This is a genomic window from Microbacterium atlanticum, assembly GCF_015277815.1.
Classification (GTDB): Bacteria; Actinomycetota; Actinomycetes; order Actinomycetales; family Microbacteriaceae; genus Microbacterium; species Microbacterium atlanticum.
In genome coordinates this window covers 1389789-1412937 of record NZ_CP063813.1, presented here as the reverse complement: position 1 = coordinate 1412937, position 23149 = coordinate 1389789, and the positions used below count along the sequence as shown (strand labels likewise).

25 protein-coding genes and 1 tRNA gene are annotated in these 23149 nt (G+C 71.2%); 8 read left to right on the top strand and 18 right to left on the bottom strand.

Features of this window, described 5'->3' with window-relative positions; genetic code table 11:
• Window positions 1–9 precede the first annotated feature (9 nt).
• Both ftsX and ftsE read right to left on the bottom strand, forming a co-directional pair.
• Window positions 10–927 carry a permease-like cell division protein FtsX gene (ftsX, locus tag IR212_RS06275; protein ID WP_194398080.1) on the bottom strand — a complete coding sequence of 306 codons (918 nt, stop codon included), beginning with the start codon at window positions 925–927 and terminating at the stop codon, window positions 10–12.
• The gene (ftsE, locus tag IR212_RS06270; RefSeq protein WP_194398079.1) at window positions 924–2057 is read right to left on the bottom strand and encodes a cell division ATP-binding protein FtsE; all 1134 of its coding nucleotides are present in this window, start codon (window positions 2055–2057) and stop codon (window positions 924–926) included. Before ftsE ends, ftsX begins: the two co-directional genes overlap by 4 nt.
• 116 nt (window positions 2058–2173) lie before the next feature.
• Here ftsE and IR212_RS06265 point away from each other — a divergent pair, with 116 nt between their 5' ends.
• Window positions 2174–3520 carry an HNH endonuclease signature motif containing protein gene (locus tag IR212_RS06265; protein ID WP_228479511.1) on the top strand — a complete coding sequence of 449 codons (1347 nt, stop codon included), beginning with the start codon at window positions 2174–2176 and terminating at the stop codon, window positions 3518–3520.
• A 16-nt stretch (window positions 3521–3536) separates the two neighbouring features.
• Here the strand turns inward: IR212_RS06265 and prfB are convergent, their stop codons facing one another.
• Complete coding sequence (prfB, locus tag IR212_RS06260) at window positions 3537–4646, bottom strand: peptide chain release factor 2 (protein ID WP_194398078.1); 1110 nt, start codon at window positions 4644–4646, stop codon at window positions 3537–3539.
• 25 nt (window positions 4647–4671) lie between these two features.
• Here prfB and IR212_RS06255 point away from each other — a divergent pair, with 25 nt between their 5' ends.
• Together IR212_RS06255 and IR212_RS06250 are read left to right on the top strand one after the other, a co-directional pair.
• Window positions 4672–5952 (top strand): MFS transporter, encoded by a 1281-nt coding sequence (locus IR212_RS06255; RefSeq protein ID WP_194398077.1) that lies wholly within the window; start codon window positions 4672–4674, stop codon window positions 5950–5952.
• Window positions 5949–6281 carry a hypothetical protein gene (locus tag IR212_RS06250; protein WP_194398076.1) on the top strand — a complete coding sequence of 111 codons (333 nt, stop codon included), beginning with the start codon at window positions 5949–5951 and terminating at the stop codon, window positions 6279–6281. Before IR212_RS06255 ends, IR212_RS06250 begins: the two co-directional genes overlap by 4 nt.
• Before the next feature lie 26 nt (window positions 6282–6307).
• Here IR212_RS06250 and IR212_RS06245 read toward each other — a convergent pair whose 3' ends face one another.
• Genes IR212_RS06245 through IR212_RS06215 form a run of 7 tightly spaced genes read right to left on the bottom strand, consistent with a single transcriptional unit; the run spans window position 6308 to window position 10748 of the window.
• Complete coding sequence (locus IR212_RS06245; protein WP_194398075.1) at window positions 6308–6736, bottom strand: pilus assembly protein TadG-related protein; 429 nt, start codon at window positions 6734–6736, stop codon at window positions 6308–6310.
• A complete protein-coding gene (locus IR212_RS06240; RefSeq protein WP_194398074.1) occupies window positions 6733–7185 on the bottom strand; it encodes a TadE family protein in 453 nt (150 codons plus the stop codon). Before IR212_RS06240 ends, IR212_RS06245 begins: the two co-directional genes overlap by 4 nt.
• Window positions 7160–7570, bottom strand: coding sequence for a TadE/TadG family type IV pilus assembly protein (locus tag IR212_RS06235; RefSeq protein ID WP_194398562.1), 411 nt, complete (start codon window positions 7568–7570; stop codon window positions 7160–7162). The genes IR212_RS06240 and IR212_RS06235 overlap by 26 nt, the downstream gene beginning before the upstream one ends.
• Window positions 7571–7598: 28 nt before the next feature.
• Window positions 7599–7787, bottom strand: a complete 189-nt coding sequence (locus IR212_RS06230; protein WP_194398073.1) for a hypothetical protein — start codon at window positions 7785–7787, stop codon at window positions 7599–7601.
• Window positions 7788–7816: 29 nt separating this feature from the next.
• Window positions 7817–8746 carry a type II secretion system F family protein gene (locus tag IR212_RS06225; RefSeq protein WP_228479510.1) on the bottom strand — a complete coding sequence of 310 codons (930 nt, stop codon included), beginning with the start codon at window positions 8744–8746 and terminating at the stop codon, window positions 7817–7819.
• On the bottom strand, window positions 8743–9603 hold the full coding sequence (locus tag IR212_RS06220) for a type II secretion system F family protein (protein ID WP_194398072.1): 861 nt from the start codon (window positions 9601–9603) through the stop codon (window positions 8743–8745). The genes IR212_RS06225 and IR212_RS06220 overlap by 4 nt, the downstream gene beginning before the upstream one ends.
• A complete protein-coding gene (locus IR212_RS06215; protein WP_194398071.1) occupies window positions 9600–10748 on the bottom strand; it encodes a TadA family conjugal transfer-associated ATPase in 1149 nt (382 codons plus the stop codon). Before IR212_RS06215 ends, IR212_RS06220 begins: the two co-directional genes overlap by 4 nt.
• A gap of 103 nt (window positions 10749–10851) precedes the next feature.
• On the opposite strand from IR212_RS06215, the gene IR212_RS06210 reads away from it, so the two are divergent.
• The 3 genes from IR212_RS06210 to IR212_RS06200 all read left to right on the top strand — a co-directional run bounded on the left by IR212_RS06210 (window position 10852) and on the right by IR212_RS06200 (window position 11998).
• Window positions 10852–11064, top strand: a complete 213-nt coding sequence (locus IR212_RS06210) for a PLDc N-terminal domain-containing protein (RefSeq protein WP_228479509.1) — start codon at window positions 10852–10854, stop codon at window positions 11062–11064.
• A 25-nt stretch (window positions 11065–11089) separates the two neighbouring features.
• Window positions 11090–11171, top strand: a tRNA-Leu gene (locus tag IR212_RS06205).
• A 47-nt stretch (window positions 11172–11218) separates the two neighbouring features.
• Complete coding sequence (locus IR212_RS06200; RefSeq protein WP_194398069.1) at window positions 11219–11998, top strand: DedA family protein; 780 nt, start codon at window positions 11219–11221, stop codon at window positions 11996–11998.
• A 3-nt stretch (window positions 11999–12001) separates the two neighbouring features.
• Here the strand turns inward: IR212_RS06200 and ku are convergent, their stop codons facing one another.
• Complete coding sequence (gene ku, locus IR212_RS06195) at window positions 12002–12913, bottom strand: non-homologous end joining protein Ku (protein WP_194398068.1); 912 nt, start codon at window positions 12911–12913, stop codon at window positions 12002–12004.
• Window positions 12914–12990: 77 nt separating this feature from the next.
• Between ku and IR212_RS06190 the strand changes: the two genes are divergently transcribed.
• Window positions 12991–15465, top strand: a complete 2475-nt coding sequence (locus tag IR212_RS06190) for an ATP-dependent DNA ligase (RefSeq protein ID WP_194398067.1) — start codon at window positions 12991–12993, stop codon at window positions 15463–15465.
• A 4-nt stretch (window positions 15466–15469) separates the two neighbouring features.
• Here the strand turns inward: IR212_RS06190 and IR212_RS06185 are convergent, their stop codons facing one another.
• The 4 genes from IR212_RS06185 to murI form a co-directional block, all read right to left on the bottom strand.
• Window positions 15470–16381, bottom strand: coding sequence for a cation diffusion facilitator family transporter (locus IR212_RS06185; RefSeq protein WP_194398066.1), 912 nt, complete (start codon window positions 16379–16381; stop codon window positions 15470–15472).
• 86 nt (window positions 16382–16467) lie between these two features.
• On the bottom strand, window positions 16468–17070 hold the full coding sequence (gene rdgB, locus IR212_RS06180) for an RdgB/HAM1 family non-canonical purine NTP pyrophosphatase (protein ID WP_194398560.1): 603 nt from the start codon (window positions 17068–17070) through the stop codon (window positions 16468–16470).
• A 5-nt stretch (window positions 17071–17075) separates the two neighbouring features.
• Complete coding sequence (gene rph / locus IR212_RS06175; RefSeq protein WP_194398065.1) at window positions 17076–17822, bottom strand: ribonuclease PH; 747 nt, start codon at window positions 17820–17822, stop codon at window positions 17076–17078.
• Between the two features lie 28 nt (window positions 17823–17850).
• Window positions 17851–18702 carry a glutamate racemase gene (gene murI / locus IR212_RS06170; protein WP_194398064.1) on the bottom strand — a complete coding sequence of 284 codons (852 nt, stop codon included), beginning with the start codon at window positions 18700–18702 and terminating at the stop codon, window positions 17851–17853.
• A gap of 41 nt (window positions 18703–18743) precedes the next feature.
• On the opposite strand from murI, the gene IR212_RS06165 reads away from it, so the two are divergent.
• Window positions 18744–20069 carry a nicotinate phosphoribosyltransferase gene (locus tag IR212_RS06165; RefSeq protein WP_194398063.1) on the top strand — a complete coding sequence of 442 codons (1326 nt, stop codon included), beginning with the start codon at window positions 18744–18746 and terminating at the stop codon, window positions 20067–20069.
• Window positions 20070–20100: 31 nt separating this feature from the next.
• Here the strand turns inward: IR212_RS06165 and IR212_RS06160 are convergent, their stop codons facing one another.
• The 3 genes from IR212_RS06160 to IR212_RS06150 are packed head-to-tail and all read right to left on the bottom strand — an operon-like array spanning window position 20101 to window position 23107.
• Complete coding sequence (locus tag IR212_RS06160; RefSeq protein WP_109210754.1) at window positions 20101–20367, bottom strand: DUF3039 domain-containing protein; 267 nt, start codon at window positions 20365–20367, stop codon at window positions 20101–20103.
• A 50-nt stretch (window positions 20368–20417) separates the two neighbouring features.
• Window positions 20418–21962: a hypothetical protein gene (locus tag IR212_RS06155; protein WP_337907625.1), complete on the bottom strand. Its 1545-nt coding sequence runs from the start codon at window positions 21960–21962 to the stop codon at window positions 20418–20420.
• Window positions 21959–23107 carry an ATP-binding cassette domain-containing protein gene (locus IR212_RS06150; protein WP_194398061.1) on the bottom strand — a complete coding sequence of 383 codons (1149 nt, stop codon included), beginning with the start codon at window positions 23105–23107 and terminating at the stop codon, window positions 21959–21961. Before IR212_RS06150 ends, IR212_RS06155 begins: the two co-directional genes overlap by 4 nt.
• Window positions 23108–23149: the final 42 nt, after the last annotated feature.

Here is a 23149-nt window from a genome sequence, read left to right as displayed (position 1 = left end):
CGCCTCGCCTCACGCGCGGAGCCACCGCCGGATCGCGAAACCCGCCGACAGCGCGGCGAGCACGATGCCGACGAGGATGAGGACCGGCACCACCAGCCAGGCCTCGCCGAGGTCGACCCAGGTCGTCACGAAGTCGACTCTGTTCCGGAGGTAGTTGTCCACGCCGAAATGCACCCCCGCGATCACCGCGGCGCTGGCGAGCACCGAGCCCAGCAGCGCCGCGAACACGCCCTCGAGGATGAACGGGGTCTGGATGAACCGGTTGGATGCCCCGACCAGGCGCATGATGCCCAGCTCGCGCCGTCGCGCGTACGCCGAGAGCCGGATCGTGGTGGCGATGAGCAGGACGGCCGCGATGAGCATGAGGGCTGCGATGCCGACGGCGATGTAGGTCGCGACGGTGAGCGCGGAGAAGAGGGGCTCGAGGTACTGCAGCTGATCCTGCACCTGCTCGACGCCGGCCGTGCCGGTGAACGCCTCGATGATGACCGCCGACTGGGCGGGGTCCACGAGCGTGATGCGGAAGGTCTCGTTCACCTGCTCGGGGGTGACCACGCTGGCGTCCTCCTCGCCCACGAGGTCCAGCAGCTCCTCATAGGCCTGCTGATGGTCCAGGAACACCATGTCCCGGATGAGCGGCGACAGCGCGCTGCCGGCGAGCTTCCCCCGCACCTCCTCGACCTGCTCGGGCGTCGCCTCTCCGTCGGCGCAGGTCGCCTGATTGGTGGAGATCTCCGTGCACATGTAGATGGCGACCTGCGCGCGGTCGACCCAGAAGTCGCGCATGGTCCCGATCTGCATCTGCATGAGGATGGCGGCGCCGACGAACGTGAGCGACACGAACGTGACGAGGATGACCGAGATCACCATGGAGACGTTGCGCCGGAGACCGGTGAACGCCTCCGACATGATGAGTCCGAACCTCATGAGGTGGGCCCCACTTCGTCGTCGGGATCTGTCTCACCGAGTCCGAGGCGATCCGCGAGCCCCAGCTCCGCCACCTCGATCTGGTCCATGACGGGGATCGACTGCGTCTGGGACGGCGCCTGTTCCGTGGCCGTGCCCTCCGGATTCGCTGGGTCCACATCCTCGTCGGACGGTGCTTCGACCGCGTGCTCCAGCGCCCGAGCCTTGCTCAGCTCGTCTGCCGCCAGCGCCGCCGCCATCGCGGCCGTGGTCGCAGCCGAGGCCGCAGCCGAGGCTGCGGCATCCGTCTCCGCGACCGTGATCGTGCCGTCGTCGGACACGACGGTCGGATCCAGACCCGCCGCCGCAGCGAGGGAGGCTTCGCGCTGCACCTCGAGCACCGCCGTGAGCGCGGCCACGGCGGCAGCGCCGCGCTCGGGCTCCGGGGTGAGGCTGGGCAGGTTCGAGCGGTCGCCGTAGCCGCCGTGCCGCTCGTCGCGCATGATCTCGCCGTGGCTCAGCTCGATGACCCGACGCTGCATCTGGTCGACGAAGCCGGCCTCATGCGTGGCCATCACGACCGTGGTGCCGCCGGCGTTGATGCGCGCAAGCAGCTGCATGATGTCGATGGAGGTCGCCGGGTCGAGGTTGCCGGTCGGTTCATCGGCGAGGAGGATCTGCGGACGGTTGACGAGGGCACGCGCGATCGCCACTCGCTGCTGCTCACCGCCGGAGAGCTCATGCGGGAACCGCTTCTCCTTACCGGCGAGCCCGACGAGGGCGAGCACCTCCGGCACCGCCTGCTGGATGAAGCCTCGTGATGAGCCGATCACCTGCAGCGTGAAGGCGACGTTCTGGAAGACCGTCTTGGTGGGAAGCAGCCGGAAGTCCTGGAACACGGCGCCGATGTGACGGCGGAAGTACGGCACCTTGCGGTTCGACAGGGTGCGCAGGTCGCGGCCGAGCACGACCACCCGGCCCTCGCTCGGCGTCTCCTCGCGCAGGATCAGTCGCAGACAGGACGACTTCCCCGAGCCGGAGGCACCGACGAGGAAGACGAACTCACCACGCTGCACCTCGAAGTCGACATCGCTGAGGGCGGGCTTCGCAGTGCCGCGAAAGCGCTTCGTGACGTTCTCGAACCGGATCATGGCCTAACGAGCCTAAGCGGCCGTGGGGGTCTGCGGTCCAGCGACACCCGCCCGACCGGGACGAGGTGTCCCGCCTGCACGGCAGGGATGTCGGAGGTATGTTCTAACCTCGTTCCATGATCTCCTCCGCGACCCCTGGGGCGACAGCCGCGGACCCGCGCGGTGTGGGACAAGTCGGTGAGCCCTCCCTCGATGAGGAGACATGGATCGACGCTGCGGCACCCGTGCCCGACGATCTCGACCTCGTCACCGAAGTGGACGGCATGATGGCGGCGTTCGCGGCGGAGCGCTTCGTACGCATCGACACCCTGCGTCGTCGAGCCGTCGCCGATGGCGCCCGCTCGGGCGGAGCGCTGGCTTCCGTCGTCGAGAGGTCGGTGCGCCTCGAACTGGCATCGGCCCTGCGCATCACCGAGGCTGCGGCGGCACGCCTGCTGAACCTGGCGCAGGCCCTCGTCCACCGCTATCCCGACATCCTGGAGTCGCTTCACCGTGCCCGCATCAGCGAGCGGCACGCCGAGATCATGGTCGACGCCCTCGATGCCGTCGCACCGGACGTGCGGGCGCGCCTGAGGGGGCGCGCGTCGGAGCTGGCAGAGCAGCTTCCGGTCGGCTCGTTCCGCAGACAGCTCGCCCGGCTGATCGAGACCGAGCGCTCCGCCACCCTCGCCGACCGCCACGAATCAGCTCTTCGGCAGCGTCGAGTGGTGGTGGAGGTCGCCGACGATGGGATGGCGTGGCTTCACGCGTTCCTCCCTGCGGTGGAGGCGCACGCCATTCACGGCAGGATCACGGCGATGGCCAAGGCGCTCGGAGCACGGACCGATGAGGAGCGCACGCTGGATCAGCGTCGTGCCGACGTGCTCGGCGACCTCCTCGTCGACGGCGACACGGCGGCGGTCGCTCCCCAGGCGCGCGGCATCCGAGCCACCGTCGCCATCACCGTGCCGGCGCTCGCCCTGCTCGACGCGCGCGCCGTAGACGTCCACGCGGGCCACTCGCCGGCGGCGGTGGAAGGCCTGGGACCGATCCCTCTCGAACGGGCGCGCGAACTGTGCGGCGGCGCCGACGGCTGGATGCGCGTGCTCACGCATCCCGAGACGGGAGCGGTGCTCTCCGTCGGGCGCGAGCAGTACCGTCCGCCGCCGGCGCTCCGCCGGCTGGTCCGGTGGCGAGCAGACCGGTGCATGGCTCCTGGCTGCGGGATTCCGGCCTCGCGGTGCGAGATCGATCACACCGTCGCCTGGGAGCACGGGGGCGAGACCTCGCTCGACAATCTGGCTCCCCTCTGCAAGGGACACCACACCCTCAAGCACAACGGAGGGTGGCAGGTGGAGCAGATCTCCGGAAGCGGGGGTGCGCTGCAATGGACGTCGCCCGCGGGGCGTCGCTACGTCACCGAGCCGGAACGCCGGGTGCCAGTGTTCTGCTCCTCGGTGAACGACTCCGCGGCGCCGTTCTGACCCGCCGTGCGAGGCGTCAGTCGTCGTCCTTGCGCTTGCGCCAGCGGATGCCGGCCGAGATGAAGCCGTCCAGGTCGCCGTCGAACACGATCGCCGGGTTGCCGACCTCGTGGCCGGTGCGGAGGTCCTTCACGAGCTGCTGCCCGTAGAGGAAATAGGAGCGCATCTGGTCGCCCCAGCTGGCCGTGATGGTGCCGGCGAGCTCCTTCTTCTTCGCCGCCTCCTCCTCGCGCTTGAGCAGGAGCAGACGGGTCTGCAGCACCCGCATCGCGGCGGCGCGGTTCTGGATCTGCGACTTCTCGTTCTGCATCGACACGACGATCCCCGTCGGCAGGTGCGTGAGGCGCACGGCCGAGTCCGTCGTGTTGACCGACTGCCCACCGGGACCGGACGAGCGGAAGACATCGACCCGGATGTCACCCTCCGGGATGTCGACCTCGACGGCCTCCTCCATCACGGGGATGACCTCCACGGCGGCGAACGAGGTCTGCCTCTTGTCGGCGGAGCCGAACGGGCTGATGCGGGCGAGACGGTGCGTCCCCGCCTCGACCGACAGCGTGCCGTAGGCGTACGGAGCGTCGACCTCGAAGGTCGCCGACTTGATGCCGGCTCCCTCGGCGTATGACGTGTCCATGACCTTCACCGGGTACTTGTGCCGCTCCGCCCAGCGCAGGTACATGCGCATCAGCATCTCGGCGAAGTCGGTGGCGTCGTCGCCGCCCGCGCCGGAGCGGATCGTCACGACGGCGGACCGGGCGTCATACTCGCCGTCCAGCAGCGTCTGCACCTCGAGCTGGCTGATGATGTCCTCGAGTTCGGCGATCTCGTGACGCGCTTCCTCGGCGGAGTCCTCATCGTCCATCTCGTTGGCGAGCTCGACGAGGACGTCCAGATCGTCCAGGCGCTGCTCGACGTCGGTGATCCGCTTGAGCTCGGCCTGGCGATGGCTCAGCGCGCTGGTGACCTTCTGGGCCTTCTCGACGTCGTCCCACAGGTCGGGGGCGCCGGCCTCCTCGCTGAGACGGGCGATGTCGGCGTTGAGTGCCTCGACGTCGACCACGGCCTTGATGTCGGCGAACGTGGAGCGCAGGGCCTGGATGTCGGCGGAGGGATCGAAGTCGAGCATGACACTCCAGACTAACGTGGAAGAGATGACCGATCACGCCGGCTCCCCCACTGCCAGGGACGTGCTGTGGCGGTTCGGCCCGATGGTGTACGGCCCCACCGTGCTGTTCGCGCTCGGCGAGGGTGCCGTCATCCCGCTGATTCCCGTGATCGCAGCACAGCTCGGAGCGGATGTCGCCACCGCCGCCCTGGTCGCCTCGGCGCTCGTCGTCGGGCAGCTCTGCGGCAACATGCCCGCAGGCTGGGCGGTCGCCCGGATCGGCGAGCGCCTCACCATGGCGGTGGCGGGCTTCATCTCTCTCGCCGGCGTGGTCGGAATGGCCCTCGCCCCGTCGCTGGGCCTCTTCGCGATCGCCGTCTTCCTCATCGGCTTCTGCGCCGCAGCCTTCGGCCTCGCACGGCACTCCTTCATGACCACACGCGTTCCGCTGGCGTTCCGCGCCCGCGCCCTGTCGCTCCTCGGGGGCACGTTCCGGCTGGGCATGTTCATCGGTCCGTTCGTAGCCGCGGGGCTGCTGGCGGTCTTCGGCGACGAGCACGCCGCCATCTGGTTCTTCGGCGGATGCCTCGCCGGCACGATCATCCTGGTGCTGCTGGGCCCGGACCCCGAGAAGCAGTTCCTGGCGCCGGGCGCCGCGCGCGACGACGTCGGGGCGGAGGACACCGGGGAGCCCGTGACGGGCGCGATCCCGACGGTGGAGCGCACGGGTGTCCTGCGGACCATGTGGCGTCACCGCTGCGTGCTTTCGACACTCGGGCTGGCCGCGGCATCCCTCTCCGCCGTCCGCTCCGCGCGCCAGGTCGTGCTGCCGCTGTGGGGTGTGTCGATCGGGCTGGACGCTCAGACGATCGCGCTCGTGGTCGGCATCTCGGGCGCCATCGACTTCGCATTGTTCTATGCGAGCGGCCAGGTGATGGACCGCTTCGGGCGCCTCTGGGCCGCTCTGCCCGCCATGCTGCTCATGGGCGCCGGCTTCGTCGCGCTGGCGTTCACGCACGATCTGCCGCAGTCAGCGATGTGGTTCGCGATGTTCGCCGCCGTGCTGGGCGTCGGCAACGGGCTGTCCAGCGGCATCCTGCTCACCCTCGGCGCCGATGTGGCTCCGAAGGCGGAGCCCGCGGCGTTCCTCGGGTCGTGGCGAACCCTCACCGACGCGGGCGGTGCCGTCGCGCCGCTGCTCGTCTCGGGCATCGCCGCCGCCGCGTCGCTCGCCGTCGCGACGGGCGTGATGGGCGCGGTCGGCCTGCTCGGCGCGCTCGCATTCGTGCGCTGGGTGCCCCGCTACGTCCCGCGGACGAGACCATGAGCGGCGTCGTGCAGTTCTGCCGCAGCCGCAACCACGATCGGCGCTGCACGCGCCCGCTCGACCACCCGGGCCTGCACCGTCACCGCGCGATCATGTGGACCGATGCGGCAGCCGACCCGCCGCGCTGCTCCGGCTCCGGCGCACCCGGTGAGCCGGCGGCCCTGCTCGCCGACGGCTACCCCGGCGGGAGGGCGCTGTGCCCCGTGTGCCTTCGGTTCGTGGAGCTCGACGGCGCGTCGCGGCTCGTCGAGCACGACAGCTCCGATGAGGCGGAGACGCGCACCGAGACCGAGCGCCGCCGCGCCTGGATCAACGCGCACGGCTGGTAGGCGGCCGCGGGCCGCTCACTCTGTCGTCAGCGGAGCGCCGTGCGGCTCGTCGCGGTGGCTTGGAGCGCGACGCCGTCGGGCAGGAACAGCGTGACGATCGGCGGATGCCACTCCCCCGCGACCGCCACGCGCGCGGAGACGCCATCGGGACTCGATGCCGACACGAGCACCGCGTCGTCTCCGATCTCGGCGACCATGGCCTCGGCCTCGCGGCGCACGCCGCCGTTCTCCAGCACCGCAACGGGTTGCCCATTTGCAACGGACAGCTCGAACCCGTCCGCCGCGGCGAGGGCCGCGGCATCCGCGACCGCGTCCAGCTGCTTCTGAGCGAGGTACAGGCTCGTCGCGGCGGAGCACACCAGGATCACCGCGATCGCGAGCAGGCCGTAGCCGAGAGTGAGCAGCAGGACGCTCCCCTCGTCGTCGGTGTGCGCCGCGCGCCACCGGGGGTTCATCCGCCGCTCCAGAAGCGCGAGACCTTGTGGGCAGCGGATGCCTCGACGGGAACGGCCGCGATGCGGTCGAGCCCGAGCACGGGTGGGACGAGCGGCAGCGGCACCGTCGTGCGGACGGTCACGTGGAGCGTCGCACCGGCACGTGGGCATGACGCCCCCTCGGGCGCGCACGCGAGGGCGAGGTCGACCCCGGCGAGGCCGTACTCCTCGGAGACCGCGTCGATGACGGCATCCGCGCGCTGCCGTGCGTCGGCGGCGCCCGTCGCGGTCGACACGGCACGCGCGACATGCCGGGCGGCCGCCTCGGCACCGAGGCTCTGTCCTTGGATCATCCCCAGCGCCACCACGAGGTAGACGAGCGGGACGAGCATGAGCAGTCCCACGAGGATGAACTCCAGCGCGGCGGACCCGCGCTCGTCGTCGTCAGTCGAAGGATTCGATCGGCGCATGGGCGGTCACCTCCAGTGCGCGTGGGGCTCCGAGCAAGCCGATGAGCGGCAGAGTGGCGGCGACTCGCACCTCCACGGCGTCGTGCCCGAGAGCGGAGGTCCGGCGCACGGCGACATCATCCGCGAACTCCGCCCCCACGGTGCGGGAGACGATGTCCCTGGTGCGCTCGGCACCCTCTTGGAGCGTGGTGTCGGCGAGCGCCGCGTGGTACGCGCCCTCCACGGCCGCGTCGTGGACGACGTTGCGCACGTACACCGCGAGACCGAGCTGCAGCACGGCGAGCGTGAGCACGGTCAGCAGCGCGCCCACGAGGACGAACTCGACCGGGCTCGCGCCCGCCTCGTCGTCACGGTGCGCGGCGAGCGGGGCGCGGGCGGCCCGGATCGCGCGGACGGCGAGGGCGCTCACCTGGTCAAAGACCGGAGACGCGGCTGATCGCCTGCTCGAACAGGTCGGCGAGCGCGGGTCCCGCCATCGCCCAGATCACCACCACGAGACCTGCGGTCATCAGCGTGATCAGAACCCAGCCGGGAACATCGCCGCGGTCGTCGTCGGTGACGTCGCGCATCGCCGCGTGCAACCGGAAGACCAGCCGCTGCATCCGTGTTCTCATCATTTCTCCTTCCGGCTTCAGCCGAGTCCGAGTCGAAGCATGAAGATCCCCGGGAACACCGCGAACAGCACGCTCAAGGGCAGAATCAAGAAGACGAGGGGGAAGAGCATGTAGATCTCCTTCCGCCCGGCGCGCTCGATGAGCGCGCGTTTGGCGTCCTCGCGGGCATCGAGCGCCTGCGCCTGCAGAACGCCCGCGAGGGGTGCGCCTCGCTCGAGCGCGGCGACCAGCTGATCGACGGCGCGCGTGAGAGCCGGGATCTCGAGGCCGCTCGCCAGTCGGGACAGCGACTCGGCCAGGGGCGAACCGGTGCCCACGGCGACGACGACGCCGCGCAGCTCCGCGGTGAGCTCGCCGGCGCCGACCTCGCTGACCCGCCGCAGCGAGTCCAGGATGCCCTCGCCGGCCGACAGGCACAGCGCGAGGAACTCGAGCACCGTGGGGAGCTCCTCCTCGATGCGCGCCGCGCGGGAGCGAGCCGCCCTTGTGAGCCAGGCGTCGTACGACAGCGCACCGGCGACGGCGGCCACCGGCGGGAGAAGCCCCAGGGCCGGAGAGCCGCGCCCCACGAGCACGAGCCCCACGATCAGCGCGCCGCCGGCGCCGAGCCCCGCGACAGCCCACGCCAGCTGGCGTCCTCGAAAGGTCGCCGGGTCGATGGTCCAGCCGGCACGGTGGAGGCGTCGAGCCAGGACGGCCTCGCCGCCGGCCAGCCGGCCGAGCCGGCGCGCTGCGAACGCCGACCAGGCGAACGCCGACCAGCCGGCGCCGGCCGAGACGTCCAGCCCTCGGGGATCGGTGACATCACGGACGTAGGGGGCGATCCGGCGCGCGAGGCTCGGCGCGCCCCAGCGCGGCGCCAGCGAGACCAGCAGGCACGCCCCGACGCCCAGCGCGGTGCCGAGCACCACAGCGTAGGCCACGTCGCCCACCACGAAGCCGTTCACCCGAACCACCGCCGGGGTTCGGGCAGGCGTCCCAGCCGCAGCATGAGCCGGTACGCGACGAATGACACCGCGGCGCCGATCAGGATGAGGGCGACGCCGGTGGGGCTGCCGTACGCGCCGGCCCCCTCGGGCCGCATCGCCAGGAGGGCCAGGATCACCCAGGGGGCCACGACGCCCAGGACCGCGGCGCCCCGGATCCACGACTGCCGCGACTCGACCTCCGCGCGCAGAGCGGCGTCGGCGCGGACGGATGTCGCCAGCGCGCGCAGCACCGGCGTCAGCTCGGTTCCCCCCACCTGGCGCGCCATCCGCAGCGTCTCGACGATTCGGTCAGCCACCGGGTCTGCCAGCGCCGTCTTCAGTCGCTGTATGCCGGACTCGAAGTGGCCGGAGGCTGCCATGTCGCGCGCGAAGGCGGCGAAGGCGGGGCGCAGCTCGGCCGGTGCCGAGTCGGCCAGACTCGCCACCGCGTCGGGGAGCGACATCCCCGCGCGCACCGACGCGATGAGGAGGTCGCAGACGTCGGGCCACAGCGCGCGACGGGTGCGGAGCAGCCTCGACCGCCGCGCCCGGAGCCAGGCGAACGGCGCGAGCGCTCCGGCCGCCGCGGCGACGAGCGCGAGCGCCCCGACCGGAGCGATCAGCCAGGCGACGGCCGCGGCGACGACGGCGCAGACGCCCGCCACGACGATGGTCGCCGGCACGGAGGCGCGCGGCATTCCGGCATCCTCGAGCAGGCGCGACACGCGCCCGCGCCGCGAGACGACCACCCGGGCACCGGCGCCGGCCGGCCACATCCATGGCGACAGCATGAGCAGGAGTCCCGCCGCCAGCACGGCACCCCACACGAACGTCACGCCGCGTCCGCCCGGTAGAGCGTGCGGGCGGAGATGACGCCGCGGTCGACTCCGGTGGGAGCGACGATCTCCACCACCCGTCGCGTTCCGGTGGTGTCGCGCTGGCAGTGGGCGACCAGGTCGACGGATGCCGCGACCGCCGGCAGCACGAAGCCCGAGTCGATGTTCCGCCCGGCCAGGAGGGGCAGCGCCGCGAGCTTTCCCAGTGCCTCGCGGGCCGAGTTGGCGTGGATCGTCGCCGTGCCCGGCACTCCCGTGTTCAGCGCGAGCAGCAGGTCCAGCGCCTCGGCGTCACGGACTTCGCCGACCACGAGCCGGTCGGGCCGCATGCGCAGGGCCTCTTTCACCAGGCGCCGCAGCGTCACCTCGCCGGTGCCTTCGAGACTGGGCTGGCGGCCCTGTAGCGCAACGAGGTCGGGGGCCGCGACCGCCAGCTCGAACGTCTCCTCCACCGTGACGATCCGGTGCTCGGGCGGACACGCGGCGATGAGCGCGCCCAGCAGGGTGGTCTTTCCGGCGTGAGTGGCGCCCGAAACCAGCACCGAGCTCCCCGCGACCATGGCATCGCGCAGCATCGTCGCAGCCTCCGAGTCGAGGGACCCGGCCGCGACCAGTCTGCCCAGGTCACGGTAAGCCGGCAGGAACTTTCGGATGTTCACCGCCCAGTGGCGGCGCGTGATGTCGGGGATGACCACGTGGAGGCGGCTGCCGTCGGGGAGCGAGGCGTCGACGAACGGCTGGCTCAGGTCGACGCGACGTCCGCTGGACTGCAGCATCCGCTCGACGAGATCTCGAACCGCAGTGTCGGTGAGCATGAGGGGTGTGCGCTCGGGCACGCCCCCGCGGGCGACGAAGATGCGGTCGGGGGCGTTGATCCACACCTCCTCGACCGTGGGGTCGTCGAGGTAGGCCTGCAGCGGCCCGAAGCCGGCGACGGCGGCGAGCACCTCCCGCACGCATGCCGTCTCGTCGTCGACCGGAGCCAGACCCCGCGCCAGCGCGAAGTCGTTGTGGCGGCGCACCTCGGCGCGCGCGACCTGCGCGGCGAACTCCGGGTCGCGGGTGGGGTCAGACCGCTCGGCGCGCAGCCGTTCGCGCACGCGCTCGGCCACGAGGGTGGCGACGGGGGCGGCGGAAGCGGTCACCCCAGCATCCTGGCAATTCGGCACCGAGCCGGCCGAAAGTTATCCACAGATGCGGCGGGGGCGTGTGCGAGGCAGGATGGGAACGACGACGAAAGGGACCACGATGACCACGAAGAAGATGGAACTGGCAGCCGGCGCGAAGGCCGGACTCGGAGTCCTCGGACTCGTGCAGGCGGCGTTCGCGTTCCTGGCGTTCTGGGACCTCGCTCATCGCGGCGCCGACGAGGTCCGCGGACCGAAGGCCGTCTGGATCCCGGCGATCCTCGTCAACTGGATCGGTCCGGCGAGCTACTTCCTGTTCGGCATCCGCCGCTGATCGCGTCAGTAGACTGATCCCACTCGCGGGAGTGGTGGAATTGGCAGACACGCAGGATTTAGGTTCCTGTGCCTTCGGGCGTGTGGGTTCAAGTCCCACCTTCCGCACGCGAGCGCTCGCATCCTCCGCCGACTGACGACGGGAAACCCACATCGTGCATGCTGTTCCCACCGCCCTGATCCCGTGGCTCGACCCGGCTTCCATCATCGGATGGGCGGGGCCCTGGGCGCTCGTCGTCGTCTGCTTCATCGTCTTCGCCGAGACCGGCCTGCTGGTGGGCTTCCTGCTCCCCGGCGACACGCTGCTGGTGATCTCCGGCCTCCTGTCCCACCCGCAGCCGTACGCGCCCAACGGGGTCTTCGGACTCAGCGTCTGGTGGGTGGCGCTGCTCATCGGTCTCGCGGCATTCATCGGCGGCGAGGTCGGGTACTACATCGGCCACAAGGGCGGACCCGCCGTCTTCGAGAAGAAGGAGTCCGGTCTCTTCAGCGTCAAGAACGTCGAGCGCACGAACGCCTTCTTCGAGCGCTTCGGCGGCCTGACGATCATCCTCGCCCGGTTCGTGCCGATCGTCCGCACGTTCGCACCCGTCGCCGCCGGCGTCGGCCACATGAACAAGTGGAAGTACACCCTCTACAACTTCATCGGCGCCGTGATCTGGGGCTTCGGGCTCACGATGTTCGGCTACCTCATCGGGTTCATCCCGCCCGTGGCCGAGTTCGTCGAGAACTACATCGACCTGATCCTGCTCGCGGCTGTGGGCGGCACGGCGGTCGTGACGCTGTGGCACTACCTCCGCGAGCGCAGCAAGGCCAAGAAGGCCGCCGCGGCGGGCGAGGACGTCATCACCGACCACCAGGAGGCTGAGGCGCTGGTGCTCGACCAGGAGGTCTTCGAGCGCGGCCCCGAGCACGGCGAGGCCCCGAAGGCCTGACCGTCAGGACGCCTTCTTCTTGGCTGCCGGCTTCTTCGCTGCCTGTTTCTTGGCGGATGCCTTGGCCGCCGGCTTCGCGTCGCCAGCGGCATCCTTCTTCCCGGTCGGCTTCGATGTGCCGCCCTCTCGGGCCGCGCGCGACTTCTCGACGCTCGCGCGGAGCGCCGCCATGAGGTCGATGACCTCGCCGCCGGTCTCCTCCTCCTGCTCGCCGAAGGTCTCGGTGGTGTCCAGTGCGTCGCCCTTCTCGAGCTTGGCCTCGATCAGCGTCCGCAGCTCCTGCTGGTACTCGTCGGTGAATTCCTCGGGATCGAAGTCGCTGGCGAAGCTCTCGACGAGGGAGGCCGACAGCTCCAGCTCCTTCGCTGAGATCCGCACCGGCTCGTCGAGCGCCGGGAAGGCCGCCTCCCGCACCTCGTCCGCCCACAGCAGCGTCTGCAGCACGAGCACGTCACCGCGCACGCGGAGGGCTGCCAGACGCGTCTTCTGCCGCAGCGAGAAGCGCACGATCGCGGTGCGGTCCGTCTGCTCGAGCGTCTTGCGCAGCAGCACGTAGGCCTTCGGAGACGCCGAGTCGGGCTCGAGGTAGTAGGCGCGATCGAGGGTCAGCAGATCGATCTGCTCGCTCGGCACGAACTCCACCACGTCGATCTCGCGGCTGCGCTCAGCCGGCAGCGCGTCGAGGTCCTCTTTCGTGAGCACGACAGTGCGCTCGCCGTCGTCGTACGCCTTGTCGATGTCCTGGTAGGCGACGACCTCGCCGCACACCTCGCACTTGCGCTGGTAGCGGATGCGACCACCGTCTCTGTTGTGCACCTGATGGAGGGACACGTCGTGGTCCTCGGTCGCGGAATACACCTTGACCGGGACGTTCACGAGCCCGAACGTCAGCGCACCCTTCCAGATCGCTCTCACCACACCAGTAGACACCCGTCACACCGCCCGCGGCTAGCCCCGCGCACGGGGATTGCACGACACGGCAGGATGGGCCTATGGCGGGCGACGAGCAGCTGGTGCGCATCGGCGGCCGGCGTCTGCGCATCACCAACCTGCAGAAGGTGCTGTATCCCGAGACCGGCACCACCAAGGGCGAGGTCATCGACTACTACTCGCGCGTCGCCGAGGTGCTGATCCCCCACGTGATCGGGCGTCCGGTCACCCGCAAGCGGTGGCCGGACGGCGTGGGCACCGAGGACGACCCCGGAATGGTGTTCTTCGCGAAGGACCTCGAGCGAGGCGCGCCCTCGTGGGTGCGACGCATGCCGATCCCCCACTCGTCCGGCACCAAGGACTACCCGCTCGTCGGGGACGTGCCGACGCTGGTCTATCTCGCGCAGGTGGCGAGTCTCGAGCTGCACGTGCCCCAGTGGCGGTTCGCCCCGTCCGGCGACCGGGGGCCGGCCGACCGTCTCGTGCTGGATCTCGATCCGGGCCCCGGCGTCGGGCTGGCGGAGTGCGCGGTGGTCGCCGGGTGGGCGCGCACGCTCCTGGTCGACATGGGGCTCGAGCCGTACCCGGTCACCAGCGGCAGCAAGGGCATCCACCTCTACACGGCGCTGCCGCCGGGGCAGACGTCGGAGCAGGCGTCCGCGCTGGCGAACGAGCTGGCGCGGGCGATCGAAGCCGATCATCGCGACCTGGTGGTCAGCAGCATGAAGAAGTCGGAGCGGCACGGCAGAGTGCTCATCGACTGGAGTCAGAACAACGGCTCCAAGACGACGATCGCGCCGTACTCGCTGAGAGGACGCGCGCACCCCACCGTCGCCGCGCCGCGCACCTGGGCCGAGGTGGAGCATCCGGGACTGCGGCACCTCGAGTTCGCCGAGGTGCTCGAGCGGATAGAGACGATCGGCGACCCCATGTCGGCGCTGGGATTCCACGCCGGCGGACGCGAGGCGGAGACCGGCCCGCTCTCGGCATACATCTCCAAGCGCAGCGCCGACCGCACGCCCGAGCCCGTGCCGGCGAACCCGCTCGGCACCGCCGCGAGCGGGGAGCGCCCTCGCTTCGTGATCCAGGAGCACCACGCGACCGCGCTGCACTGGGACTTCCGGCTCGAGCACGACGGCGTGCTGGTCAGCTGGGCGGTGCCACGGGGGGTGCCGCACTCGTACAAGCGCAACAACCTCGCGATCATGACCGAAGACCACCCCATGGATTACGCCGCCTTCGAGGGGACGATCCCCGCCGGAGAGTACGGGGGCGGCACCGTCACGATCTGGGATGACGGTCGCTACGACCTCGAGAAGTGGCGCGACGACGAGGTCATCGCCACCCTGGAGGGGCGTCCGGGTGGTCCGCTCGGCCGCGTGCGGCTGGCGCTCATCCGCACGCAGGGCGAGGGCGAGAAGTCGAGCTGGCTGCTGCACCGGATGAAGACGGATGCCGCGGGCCGGCCGCAGCCGGACGGCATCGTCGTCCAGCCCAGCCCTCAGGCTGACGAGCCCCGCCGCACGGTGCCGGCTCCTGCCCCGGCCGCCGACGACCTGCGGCCGATGCTCGCGTCATCTGCGACTCCCGCGCAGGCACGTGCAGCAGCGCGCGGATGGGCAGAGCGTGACGGCGAGCGCGCGGCGTGGGTGGAGATGAAGTGGGACGGCATCCGCGCCGTCGGCGCCTGGGACGGCGCGCGCCTGCGCCTCTTCGCACGCAGCGGCAACGAGGTCACGCATCGCTACCCCGAGCTGACGGCCCTCGATGCGGGGCTCGGCCCCGAGCCGTGCGTCGTCGACGGCGAACTCGTCGCCCTCGAGCCCGACGGGCGGCCGAGCTTCCCCCTCCTGCAGACGCGGATGAACCTCGAACGCGCGGGGGACATCGCACGAGAGGCGCGCCGGACTCCTGTCCGCTACTACCTCTTCGATGTGCTCGCCCATGACGACGACGACGTCGCCGGCTTGCCGTTGCGCGAGCGCCGGGACGTGCTGGAGGCGGTGGCCGCGGCATCCGTGGATCCCATCGCCGTCCCGCCGGTGTTCGAGGACGTCGATGCTGCGCTCGAGACCAGCGAGCAGCTGCGCCTCGAGGGGATCGTCGTGAAGGATCCCGGCTCGCGGTATCTGCGCGGCGGGCGATCGGACGCCTGGCTCAAGGTGAAGCTCACCCGCACCCAGGAGGTCGTGATCGCCGGCATCCGTCCGGGGAAGGGCGGGCGCAGCACGACCTTCGGGTCGCTGCTGCTGGGCATCCCTGATGAGTCGGGGCTGCGCTACGCGGGGCGGGTGGGCACGGGATTCAGCGAATCCACCCTGAAGGCGCTGATGAAGACGCTGCTGCCGCTGCGCACCGACGACAACCCTCTGACGGGCGTGCCGCCGCTGGATGCGCGGGATGCCCTCTGGGTGCGGCCGGAGCTCGTCGGCGAGGTCGAGTACGGCGAGTTCACGCCCGGCGGCATCCTCCGCCACCCGAGGTGGCGGGGCCTCCGCCCCGACAAGGCGCCCTCGGACGTGCGGCGGGAGGACTGAGAGCTCACGCGTGGGCCTCGTGCTCGACATGCCCGGCAGGCTCGAGCTGGAATGTCGAGTGCTCCACGTCGAAGTGCTGCGCCAGGCATGTCTGAAGCCTGCTCAGGATGCCGGCCGACCGACCGTCCGCCAGCGCGGCATCGTCCACGACGACGTGCGCCGTGAACACCGGCGAACCCCGCGTGAGCTGCCAGACATGCACGTCATGGACGTCGACGACCCCCGGGGTCGAAAGGATGTGCTCGCGGATCTCCTTGACGTGGGTGCCCTGCGGTGCGGACTCCGTGAGCACCGAGACCACCTCGCGAAGCAAGCCCACCGCGCGCGGAACGATCATCGCGGCGATGAGCAGCGACGCGACGGCGTCCGCCTGCAGCCAACCGGTCGTGACGATCACCAGCGCCGCGACGATGACGGCGGCCGATCCGATCAGATCGCCGAGCACCTCGAGGTACGCGCCGCGGACGTTGATGCTGTGACGCTGCGCCGCGCTCAGGAGCCACAGCGCCACGGCGTTCGCCACGAGGCCGACGATAGCGATGACGAGCATGAGCCCGCCCGCGACCTCGATCTGACCGGGATCGACGAGGCGCGTGACCCCCTCGACGGCCACCCACGCCGACAGCACGATCAGGATCGCCGCGTTGATGAGTGCGCCGAACACCTCGGCGCGCCGGTAGCCGAAGGTGCGACGGTCGTTCGCCGGCCGCGCGGCGACGACGCTCGCGATGAGGGCGATGACGAGGGCCGCGGCATCCGTGAACATGTGCACCGCGTCGGCGAACAGCGCGAGCGAACCCGACAGCGCCGCGCCGACGATCTGCACCACCATCACGATCGCCGTGATCGCGAGCGAGAACGCCAGGAGCCGGCGATTGCCGGCTCCCCGGAGTCCCGAGGGCGCGTGGTCGTGCATGAGCCCAGGCTAAGCCCCGGCGACCCGCCGCACCCTGAGCACGGCGCAGTCGGGAATGATCGTGATTCTCAGTCGCGGCTCGCCCGTCACAGCTCGACGAGGAGCGGCCCGAGCTCCTGGAACGCGCGCACCCGGTGCGACGACGCGTTCTTCTCACTCGCCGTCCACTCCCCGACCGTACGCTCCTCGCCGTCCGGCTGCCCGTCGGGGATGAAGACGGGGTCGTAGCCGAAGCCGCCCTCCCCCGCCGGCGCGGCGGCGAGGCGACCGGGCCACACGCCCTCCACCACGCACTCGCGCGAGGCGTCGCCCGGGACGACGAGGGCGATGGTCGAGACGAACTGCGCGGTGCGATGGGGGTCGCGGATGTCGGAGAGCTGGTCGAGGAGCAGGTGGAGATTCGCCGACGCATCCTTGGCATGCCCTGCCCAGTACGCCGAGAAGACGCCCGGTGCCCCGCCGAGCACGTCGACGCAGATGCCGGAGTCGTCGGCGAGGGCGGGAAGCCCGGTGTGCGCGGCCGCTGCCCGCGCCTTGATGAGCGCGTTCTCTGCGAAGGTGACGCCGTCCTCCACGGGCTCCGGCCCGGCGTATGCGACGACGACGAGGTCGGGCCGGGTCGCGGCGACGATCGCCTGGAACTCCTCGACCTTGTGCGGGTTGTGCGTGGCCAGCACGATCTGCTGCACCGCGGTCACCCGGCCGCCCCGGCGCCCAGCGCTGCCAGCTGGTGCTCGCGGAGCCGGGCGCAGCCGTCGATCCCGAGCTCGAGCAGAGCGTCGAGCTCCCGCTTGTCGAACGGGGCGCCCTCGGCGGTGCCCTGCACCTCCACGAAGAGGCCGCGGCCGGTGACGACGACGTTCATGTCGGTCTCCGCGCGCACGTCCTCCACGTAGGCGAGGTCGAGCATCGGCTCGCCGTCGATGATCCCGACCGACACGGCAGAGACCGAGTCGATGAGCGGCGTGGCCTTCTGGCCGATGAACTTCTTCGACCGGCCCCACTCGATGGCGTCGGCGAGCGCGACGTAGGCGCCGGTGATCGCCGCGGTGCGCGTGCCGCCGTCGGCCTGCAGCACATCGCAGTCGATGACGATCGTGTTCTCGCCGAGCGCCTTGGTGTCCACGACCGCGCGCAGCGCGCGACCGATCAGCCGCGAGATCTCGTGCGTGCGCCCGCCGATCCGTCCCTTCACGCTCTCCCGGTCGTTGCGCTCATTGGTCGCGCGCGGCAGCATCGCGTACTCCGCGGTCACCCAGCCCCGGCCTTTGCCGGTCAGCCAGCGCGGCACGCCGTTGGTGAAGGACGCCGTGCACAGCACCTTGGTGCCGCCGAACGAGATGAGGGCCGACCCCTCGGCCTGGCTGGACCAGCCCCGTTCGATGGTGACGGGACGCAGCTGGTCGACGGCTCGGCCGTCGGCGCGGGTGATCTCGGTCATGTGTGTCCTCCGGAAGGGGGCGGATGCCTCAGCCGAGGCGTTGCGGCAGGTCGATGGAGCCGGTCTGCACGAGGCGCACCGCGGTGACCTCTCGACCCATGAGACGGTGGGCGAGGCGGAGGAACTCGTCGGCTGACGCACCGGTGGCCTCGTAGACGTGGCGGGGCTCGGCATCCGGCCCCGCGAGCAGGTCGCGCGTGACCAGCTGGCGGTAGACGTCCTTCGCCGTCTCGGTGTCGCTGGACACCAGGCTCACGTCGGGTCCCATCACGTAGCTGATCGCGCCCTCCAGGAACGGGTAGTGGGTGCAGCCGAGCACGAGGGTGTCGACGCCGGCGTGCCGGAGGGGCGCCAGATAGTCCTCGGCGACCGAGAGGACTTCGGGTGAGTCGGTGACGCCCGCCTCGACGAACTCGACGAAGCGAGGGCAGGCCTGCGCGAAGACCGTGAGCCGCTCGTTGACCCCCAGCATGTCCTGATACGCGCCGGAGCTGATGGTCCCGGCTGTGCCGATGACGCCCACGCGGCCGTTGCGGGTCGTCGACATCGCGGTGCGCACGGCGGGGTTGATGACCTCCACCACGGGGACGTCGTACCGCTCTCGCGCGTCGCGCAGCATCGCGGCGGAGGCGGTGTTGCAGGCGATCACCAGCATCTTCACACCCTGGGCGACGAGGTCGTCGAGCACCTCGAGCGCGTAGCGGCGCACATCGGCGATCGGCTTCGGTCCGTACGGCGAGCGGGCGGTGTCGCCGATGTAGACGATCGACTCGCGCGGCAGCTGCGCCGACACGGCGCGGGCGACGGTGAGCCCGCCGACCCCGGAGTCGAAGATTCCGATCGGCGCGTCAGCGCCGTCCTGAGCCTGCCGAAGGGTCACGATGCCCCAGCCTACGCCAGCCGCTCAGTAGGCTGGCCCCCATGCGCGCCTCGACCGCCCTGCTGACCGACCGGTACGAGCTCACCATGATCGACGCCGCCCTGCGCGACGGCAGCGGCGATCGTCGATGCGTCTTCGAGCTGTTCGGTCGGCGACTGCCCGGCGCGCGTCGCTTCGGCGTCGTCGCGGGGACGGGGCGGCTGCTCTCCCTCATCCGCGACTTCCGGTTCGGCCAGGACGAGCTGCGGTACCTGCGCGATGAGAAGGTGGTGGATGCCGCCACCCTGGACTTCCTCGAGGGCTACCGGTTCACCGGCTCGGTCACCGGGTACCGCGAGGGCGAGCTGTACTTCCCCGGCTCCCCCATCCTCACGATCGAGGGCACGTTCGCCGAGGCGGTCGTGCTCGAGACGCTGGCGCTCAGCGTCCTGAACCACGATTCCGCCGTCGCCACGGCGGCGGCCCGCATGAGCATCGCCGCCGGCGACCGGCCGCTCGCCGAGATGGGGTCGCGGCGCGCCGGCGAGGAGTCGGCTGTGGCGGCCGCGCGCGCCGCGTACATCGCCGGGTTCGGTGCGACCTCCAACCTCGAGGCCGGCCGCCGGTGGGGCATCCCCACGATGGGCACGGCCGCACACGCCTGGACGCTCCTGCACGACACCGAGGAGGACGCGTTCCGGGCGCAGATCGACGCCCTCGGCGTGGGCACGACGCTGCTCGTCGACACCTACGACATCACGGCGGGCGTCGAGACGGCGATCCGCGTGGCCGGCACGGATCTCGGCGGCGTCCGCATCGACTCGGGCGATCTGCCCACCGTCGCCGCAGAGGTGCGCGCGCAGCTCGACGAGCTCGGCGCGACCGGCACGCGGATCACCGTGACCAGCGACCTGGACGAGTACGCGATCGCTGCCCTGGCGGCCTCTCCCGTCGACGCGTACGGCGTGGGCACATCGGTCGTCACCGGGTCGGGAACGCCCACCGCCGGCATGGTCTACAAGCTCGTCGCCCGGCAGGATGCCACGGGGGGCTGGGTCGCGGTCGCGAAGGCGTCGACCGACAAGGGTTCCACGGGCGGGCGCAAGGCGGCGTTCCGGCAGCTGGACGCCGGCACGGCCACCGCCGAGCTGATCGTCGTGTCCGACGGCTTCGAGCAGCTCGACACCGCCGCCTCGCATCCGGACGCCCGTCCGCTGCAGACGACGCTGGTCGTCGACGGCGAACCCGATCCCTCGTACGAGGGCCCCGCCGGAGTGGAGGCCGCGCGAGACCATCACGCGCGCGTGCGCGAGGAGCTGCCGGTGCGCGCCCTCGCGCTCAGCAGGTCCGACCCGGCGATCCCGACGGTCTACGCCGACGCCCGCTGACGTAGCCTTCCCGGCATGTCGCGGCGGCGGGTCAGCCCTGGAGGGACTCGTAGATCTCCTTGCACGTGGGGCACACGGGGAACTTCTCGGGGTCGCGACCAGGCGTCCACTTCTTGCCGCACAGCGCGCGCACCGGCTTTCCCGTCAGCGCGGACTCCAGGATCTTGTCCTTCTTCACGTAGTGCGAGAAGCGCTCGTGGTCACCCGGCTCGATGTTCTCTTCTTTGAGGAGCTCTTCGAGCTCGCGATCGAGGGTCGCGATACCGCCCTGGTCGGGGCTGTCCAGCGGGGTGCTCATGGTCTGCCAGTGTACCCGCGGGGACCGGACGGGGCGCGGTCGGCCGCGCGTCACGTCGACTCGGCGAACTCCATGAGGCGACCGCCCCGGCGCTCGAACGCCAGGGAGCCCACGGTCACTCCTACCAGAAGCACGCCGGCGCCGATCGCGAGCCCGCCCCACAGTGCGGTGGTCGCAGCGGTGTCGTCGCCCTGGAGCGCGAGCCATGCGCACCACACCACCGGGGCGGACAGCAGGAGGGCGCCCATCAGCACGACCGCCTGCGCGATCCCGCCGCGCGCGGTCGTCCGCTGCGGCTGCTGGAAGGGGCTCTCCCCCGGGCGCGACACGGCGTACGGCGCGACGACCGACGAGATGCTCGACAGGCCGAGTCCACACAGGAACAGGCACGCGCAGACGCCCGCGAGGGCCGGCAGCATGCCCCATCGCCCGTGCACCGAGATCGCGATGGGCACGGACACCGCCAGCAGCGGAACCCCGACGAGCAGGACGGGCACGAGCCGACCGATGCGGTCCGAGACGCCCCGAACACCGCTTGCGATGTGCATCCAGACGGCCGTCGAGTCGTACGCGAGGTCGTCGTGCGGCAGCCATCCGAGCAGCAGCGCCGCGAACGGGACGGGGACGAGAGCCACGAGCTGCGGCGGCACGCCGGCGACGAGAAGCGGCACGACGGTCACCAGGGCGGCGAAGGGGATGATGATCGCGTTCACGATGTAGCGCCGGTCGCCGAACCAGTACACGAGGCTCCGTGCCGCGATGGCGCCGCCGGGGGTGCCGGGCGCGACACCGAACCAGCCGAGCCCGCCGCGCACGCGGCCCGAGGCGGGTCGCTCTGTCGTGGTGAGCACGTGGCGCACGGTCCACAGCCAGATCAGGGCGAGCAGCACCAACGTCCCGACTGCGACCAGCGCCGGCGGCCACGGGTCGCCGCCGGCGGCCACCGTCCCCGGCAGCGCCCACGCGGCTCCGAAGGGAGTGACCGCGAGGACTCTCACCGCCTCCCGCAGCTGGGGCGGGACGGTGCCGTCCCACTCCAGGGAGGCGAGGAAGACGGCGACCGGAACCACGACCACGAGCACCACGAGCACGAAGACGCCCAACAGTTCGCGTGAACGGCGCTCGCGAAGGTGAAGCGACGCCAGCGCCATGCAGACGCGCGCGAGAAGGACACACGTGAGCACGCCCAGCGCCATGCCGGCGACCGTCACCGGGGTGCGCACCGCATGCTCCTCCCAGACCACCGCGGCGCTGACGGCGACGGACACGAGCACCATGATGGGCACGCTGATGAGCCCGGCGACCGCCAGCACGACGGCGAGCCGGCCGGCCGGCAGCCCGAACAGCGCGAACCTGCGCGGGTCGAGCGGATCCTCGACGGCGGCGAACACGGGCGCGAGCGCGAACCCGAGCGTCACGGCCGACCCTCCGAGTGCTGTCACCACCAGGGCTTCCTCGACGGGGGCCTCGCGCAGGGTCAGGATCGCCCAGCAGACGGCGACGGTCGCTGCCGCGAGCAGCACGAGCCCACTGAGAATCCGCACGACGTGTCGTACGTCGCCGCGGAGCGCGCCGAGGAGAAGGGCGATCCTCAATCGGAGAATGTGTGCAGCCACTCGAGGCCCTCCACGTCGCTGAGGCCCCCGGCCAGTTCGACGAAGCGCTGCTCGAGCGTCAGTTCGCCACGGACCTCGTCGACGGTGCCCTCGGCGAGCACCTGCCCGGCCACGATGACGGCGACTCGCGAGCACACGCGCTCCACGAGCTCCATGCCGTGGCTGGAGAGGATGACCGTGCCGCCGTGCGCGACATAGGTGGAGAGGATGTCGAGGATCATCGCGCTGGAGACCGGATCCACGGCCTCGAACGGCTCGTCGAGGACCAGCAGGCGCGGTGAGTGGATGAGCGCGCCGGCGAGCATCACCTTCTTCAGCATGCCGGCGGAGTAGTCCGAGACGCTGCGCCCGAGGGCATCCTCGAGATCGAACGCGCGGGCGAGATCCGCCGTACGGCTCTCCACGACGGCGGACGGCAGCTTTCGCAGGACGCCGTAATAGTAGAGGAGCTGTCGCCCGGTGAGCCGGTCGAACGTGCGCAGCCGGTCGGGCAGCACCCCCATCACGCGCTTGGCGGCGAGCGGGTCGGCTGCGGTGTCGATGTCTCCCGCCCGGATCGACCCGCGGTCGGGCACCAGCAGGCCCGCGATGATCGACAGCGTGGTGGTCTTGCCGGCGCCGTTGGGGCCGACCAGCCCGTAGAAGCTTCCGGCCGGCACCGTGAGGTCGATCCCGTCGACGGCGCGCGTCGCGCCGAAGCTCTTGCTGACGCCCCGGAGCTCGAGCGCGATCGCCGCCCCGGCCGGCTGCGGTTCGAGGACGTCGAGAACGGACGCCTCGTCCTCGACGACAGCCGCGGGCTCCTCGGCGACAGCGGGGACGGGCTCCTCGGCGACGATGGGCGGGAGCGGAGGCCGCGGCGGAACGATGATGCCGGCCGCCGCGTCCGCAGCGCGCTGCAGATCGGTCGGCGGCGGCGGTCCCGGCTCGCCCGCCGCCTCGGGCGCGGGAGCCTCCTTCGCCGCCTTGGCCGACTTCGCCGCGCTCTTGCGCGGTTTGGCGGGCAGCCGAGGCTTCTGCGGAGCCGGCTTCGCGCCGTCCGAGAGCCGTACGACGCGCGCGGCACCGTGACGGTCCGGCTCGTCCGGATCGATGTCGTTCGGCACCGGGAGGGAGGCAGTCATCCGGACCACGGTATCAAGCGCTTCTCGCGGAAGGGTCGTCGG

Excerpts from the sequence above, each read along its gene's own strand:
- ftsX (WP_194398080.1), bottom strand. The coding sequence starts at position 927 with ATGAGGTTCGGACTCATCATGTCGGAGGCGTTCACCGGTCTCCGGCGC.
- ftsE (WP_194398079.1), bottom strand. The coding sequence starts at position 2,057 with ATGATCCGGTTCGAGAACGTCACGAAGCGCTTTCGCGGCACTGCGAAG.
- IR212_RS06265 (WP_228479511.1), top strand. The coding sequence starts at position 2,174 with ATGATCTCCTCCGCGACCCCTGGGGCGACAGCCGCGGACCCGCGCGGT.
- prfB (WP_194398078.1), bottom strand. The coding sequence starts at position 4,646 with ATGCTCGACTTCGATCCCTCCGCCGACATCCAGGCCCTGCGCTCCACG.
- IR212_RS06255 (WP_194398077.1), top strand. The coding sequence starts at position 4,672 with ATGACCGATCACGCCGGCTCCCCCACTGCCAGGGACGTGCTGTGGCGG.
- IR212_RS06250 (WP_194398076.1), top strand. The coding sequence starts at position 5,949 with ATGAGCGGCGTCGTGCAGTTCTGCCGCAGCCGCAACCACGATCGGCGC.
- IR212_RS06245 (WP_194398075.1), bottom strand. The coding sequence starts at position 6,736 with ATGAACCCCCGGTGGCGCGCGGCGCACACCGACGACGAGGGGAGCGTC.
- IR212_RS06240 (WP_194398074.1), bottom strand. The coding sequence starts at position 7,185 with ATGCGCCGATCGAATCCTTCGACTGACGACGACGAGCGCGGGTCCGCC.
- IR212_RS06230 (WP_194398073.1), bottom strand. The coding sequence starts at position 7,787 with ATGCAGCGGCTGGTCTTCCGGTTGCACGCGGCGATGCGCGACGTCACC.
- IR212_RS06210 (WP_228479509.1), top strand. The coding sequence starts at position 10,852 with ATGACCACGAAGAAGATGGAACTGGCAGCCGGCGCGAAGGCCGGACTC.
- IR212_RS06190 (WP_194398067.1), top strand. The coding sequence starts at position 12,991 with ATGGCGGGCGACGAGCAGCTGGTGCGCATCGGCGGCCGGCGTCTGCGC.
- IR212_RS06185 (WP_194398066.1), bottom strand. The coding sequence starts at position 16,381 with ATGCACGACCACGCGCCCTCGGGACTCCGGGGAGCCGGCAATCGCCGG.
- rph (WP_194398065.1), bottom strand. The coding sequence starts at position 17,822 with ATGACCGAGATCACCCGCGCCGACGGCCGAGCCGTCGACCAGCTGCGT.
- IR212_RS06165 (WP_194398063.1), top strand. The coding sequence starts at position 18,744 with ATGCGCGCCTCGACCGCCCTGCTGACCGACCGGTACGAGCTCACCATG.
- IR212_RS06160 (WP_109210754.1), bottom strand. The coding sequence starts at position 20,367 with ATGAGCACCCCGCTGGACAGCCCCGACCAGGGCGGTATCGCGACCCTC.
- IR212_RS06150 (WP_194398061.1), bottom strand. The coding sequence starts at position 23,107 with ATGACTGCCTCCCTCCCGGTGCCGAACGACATCGATCCGGACGAGCCG.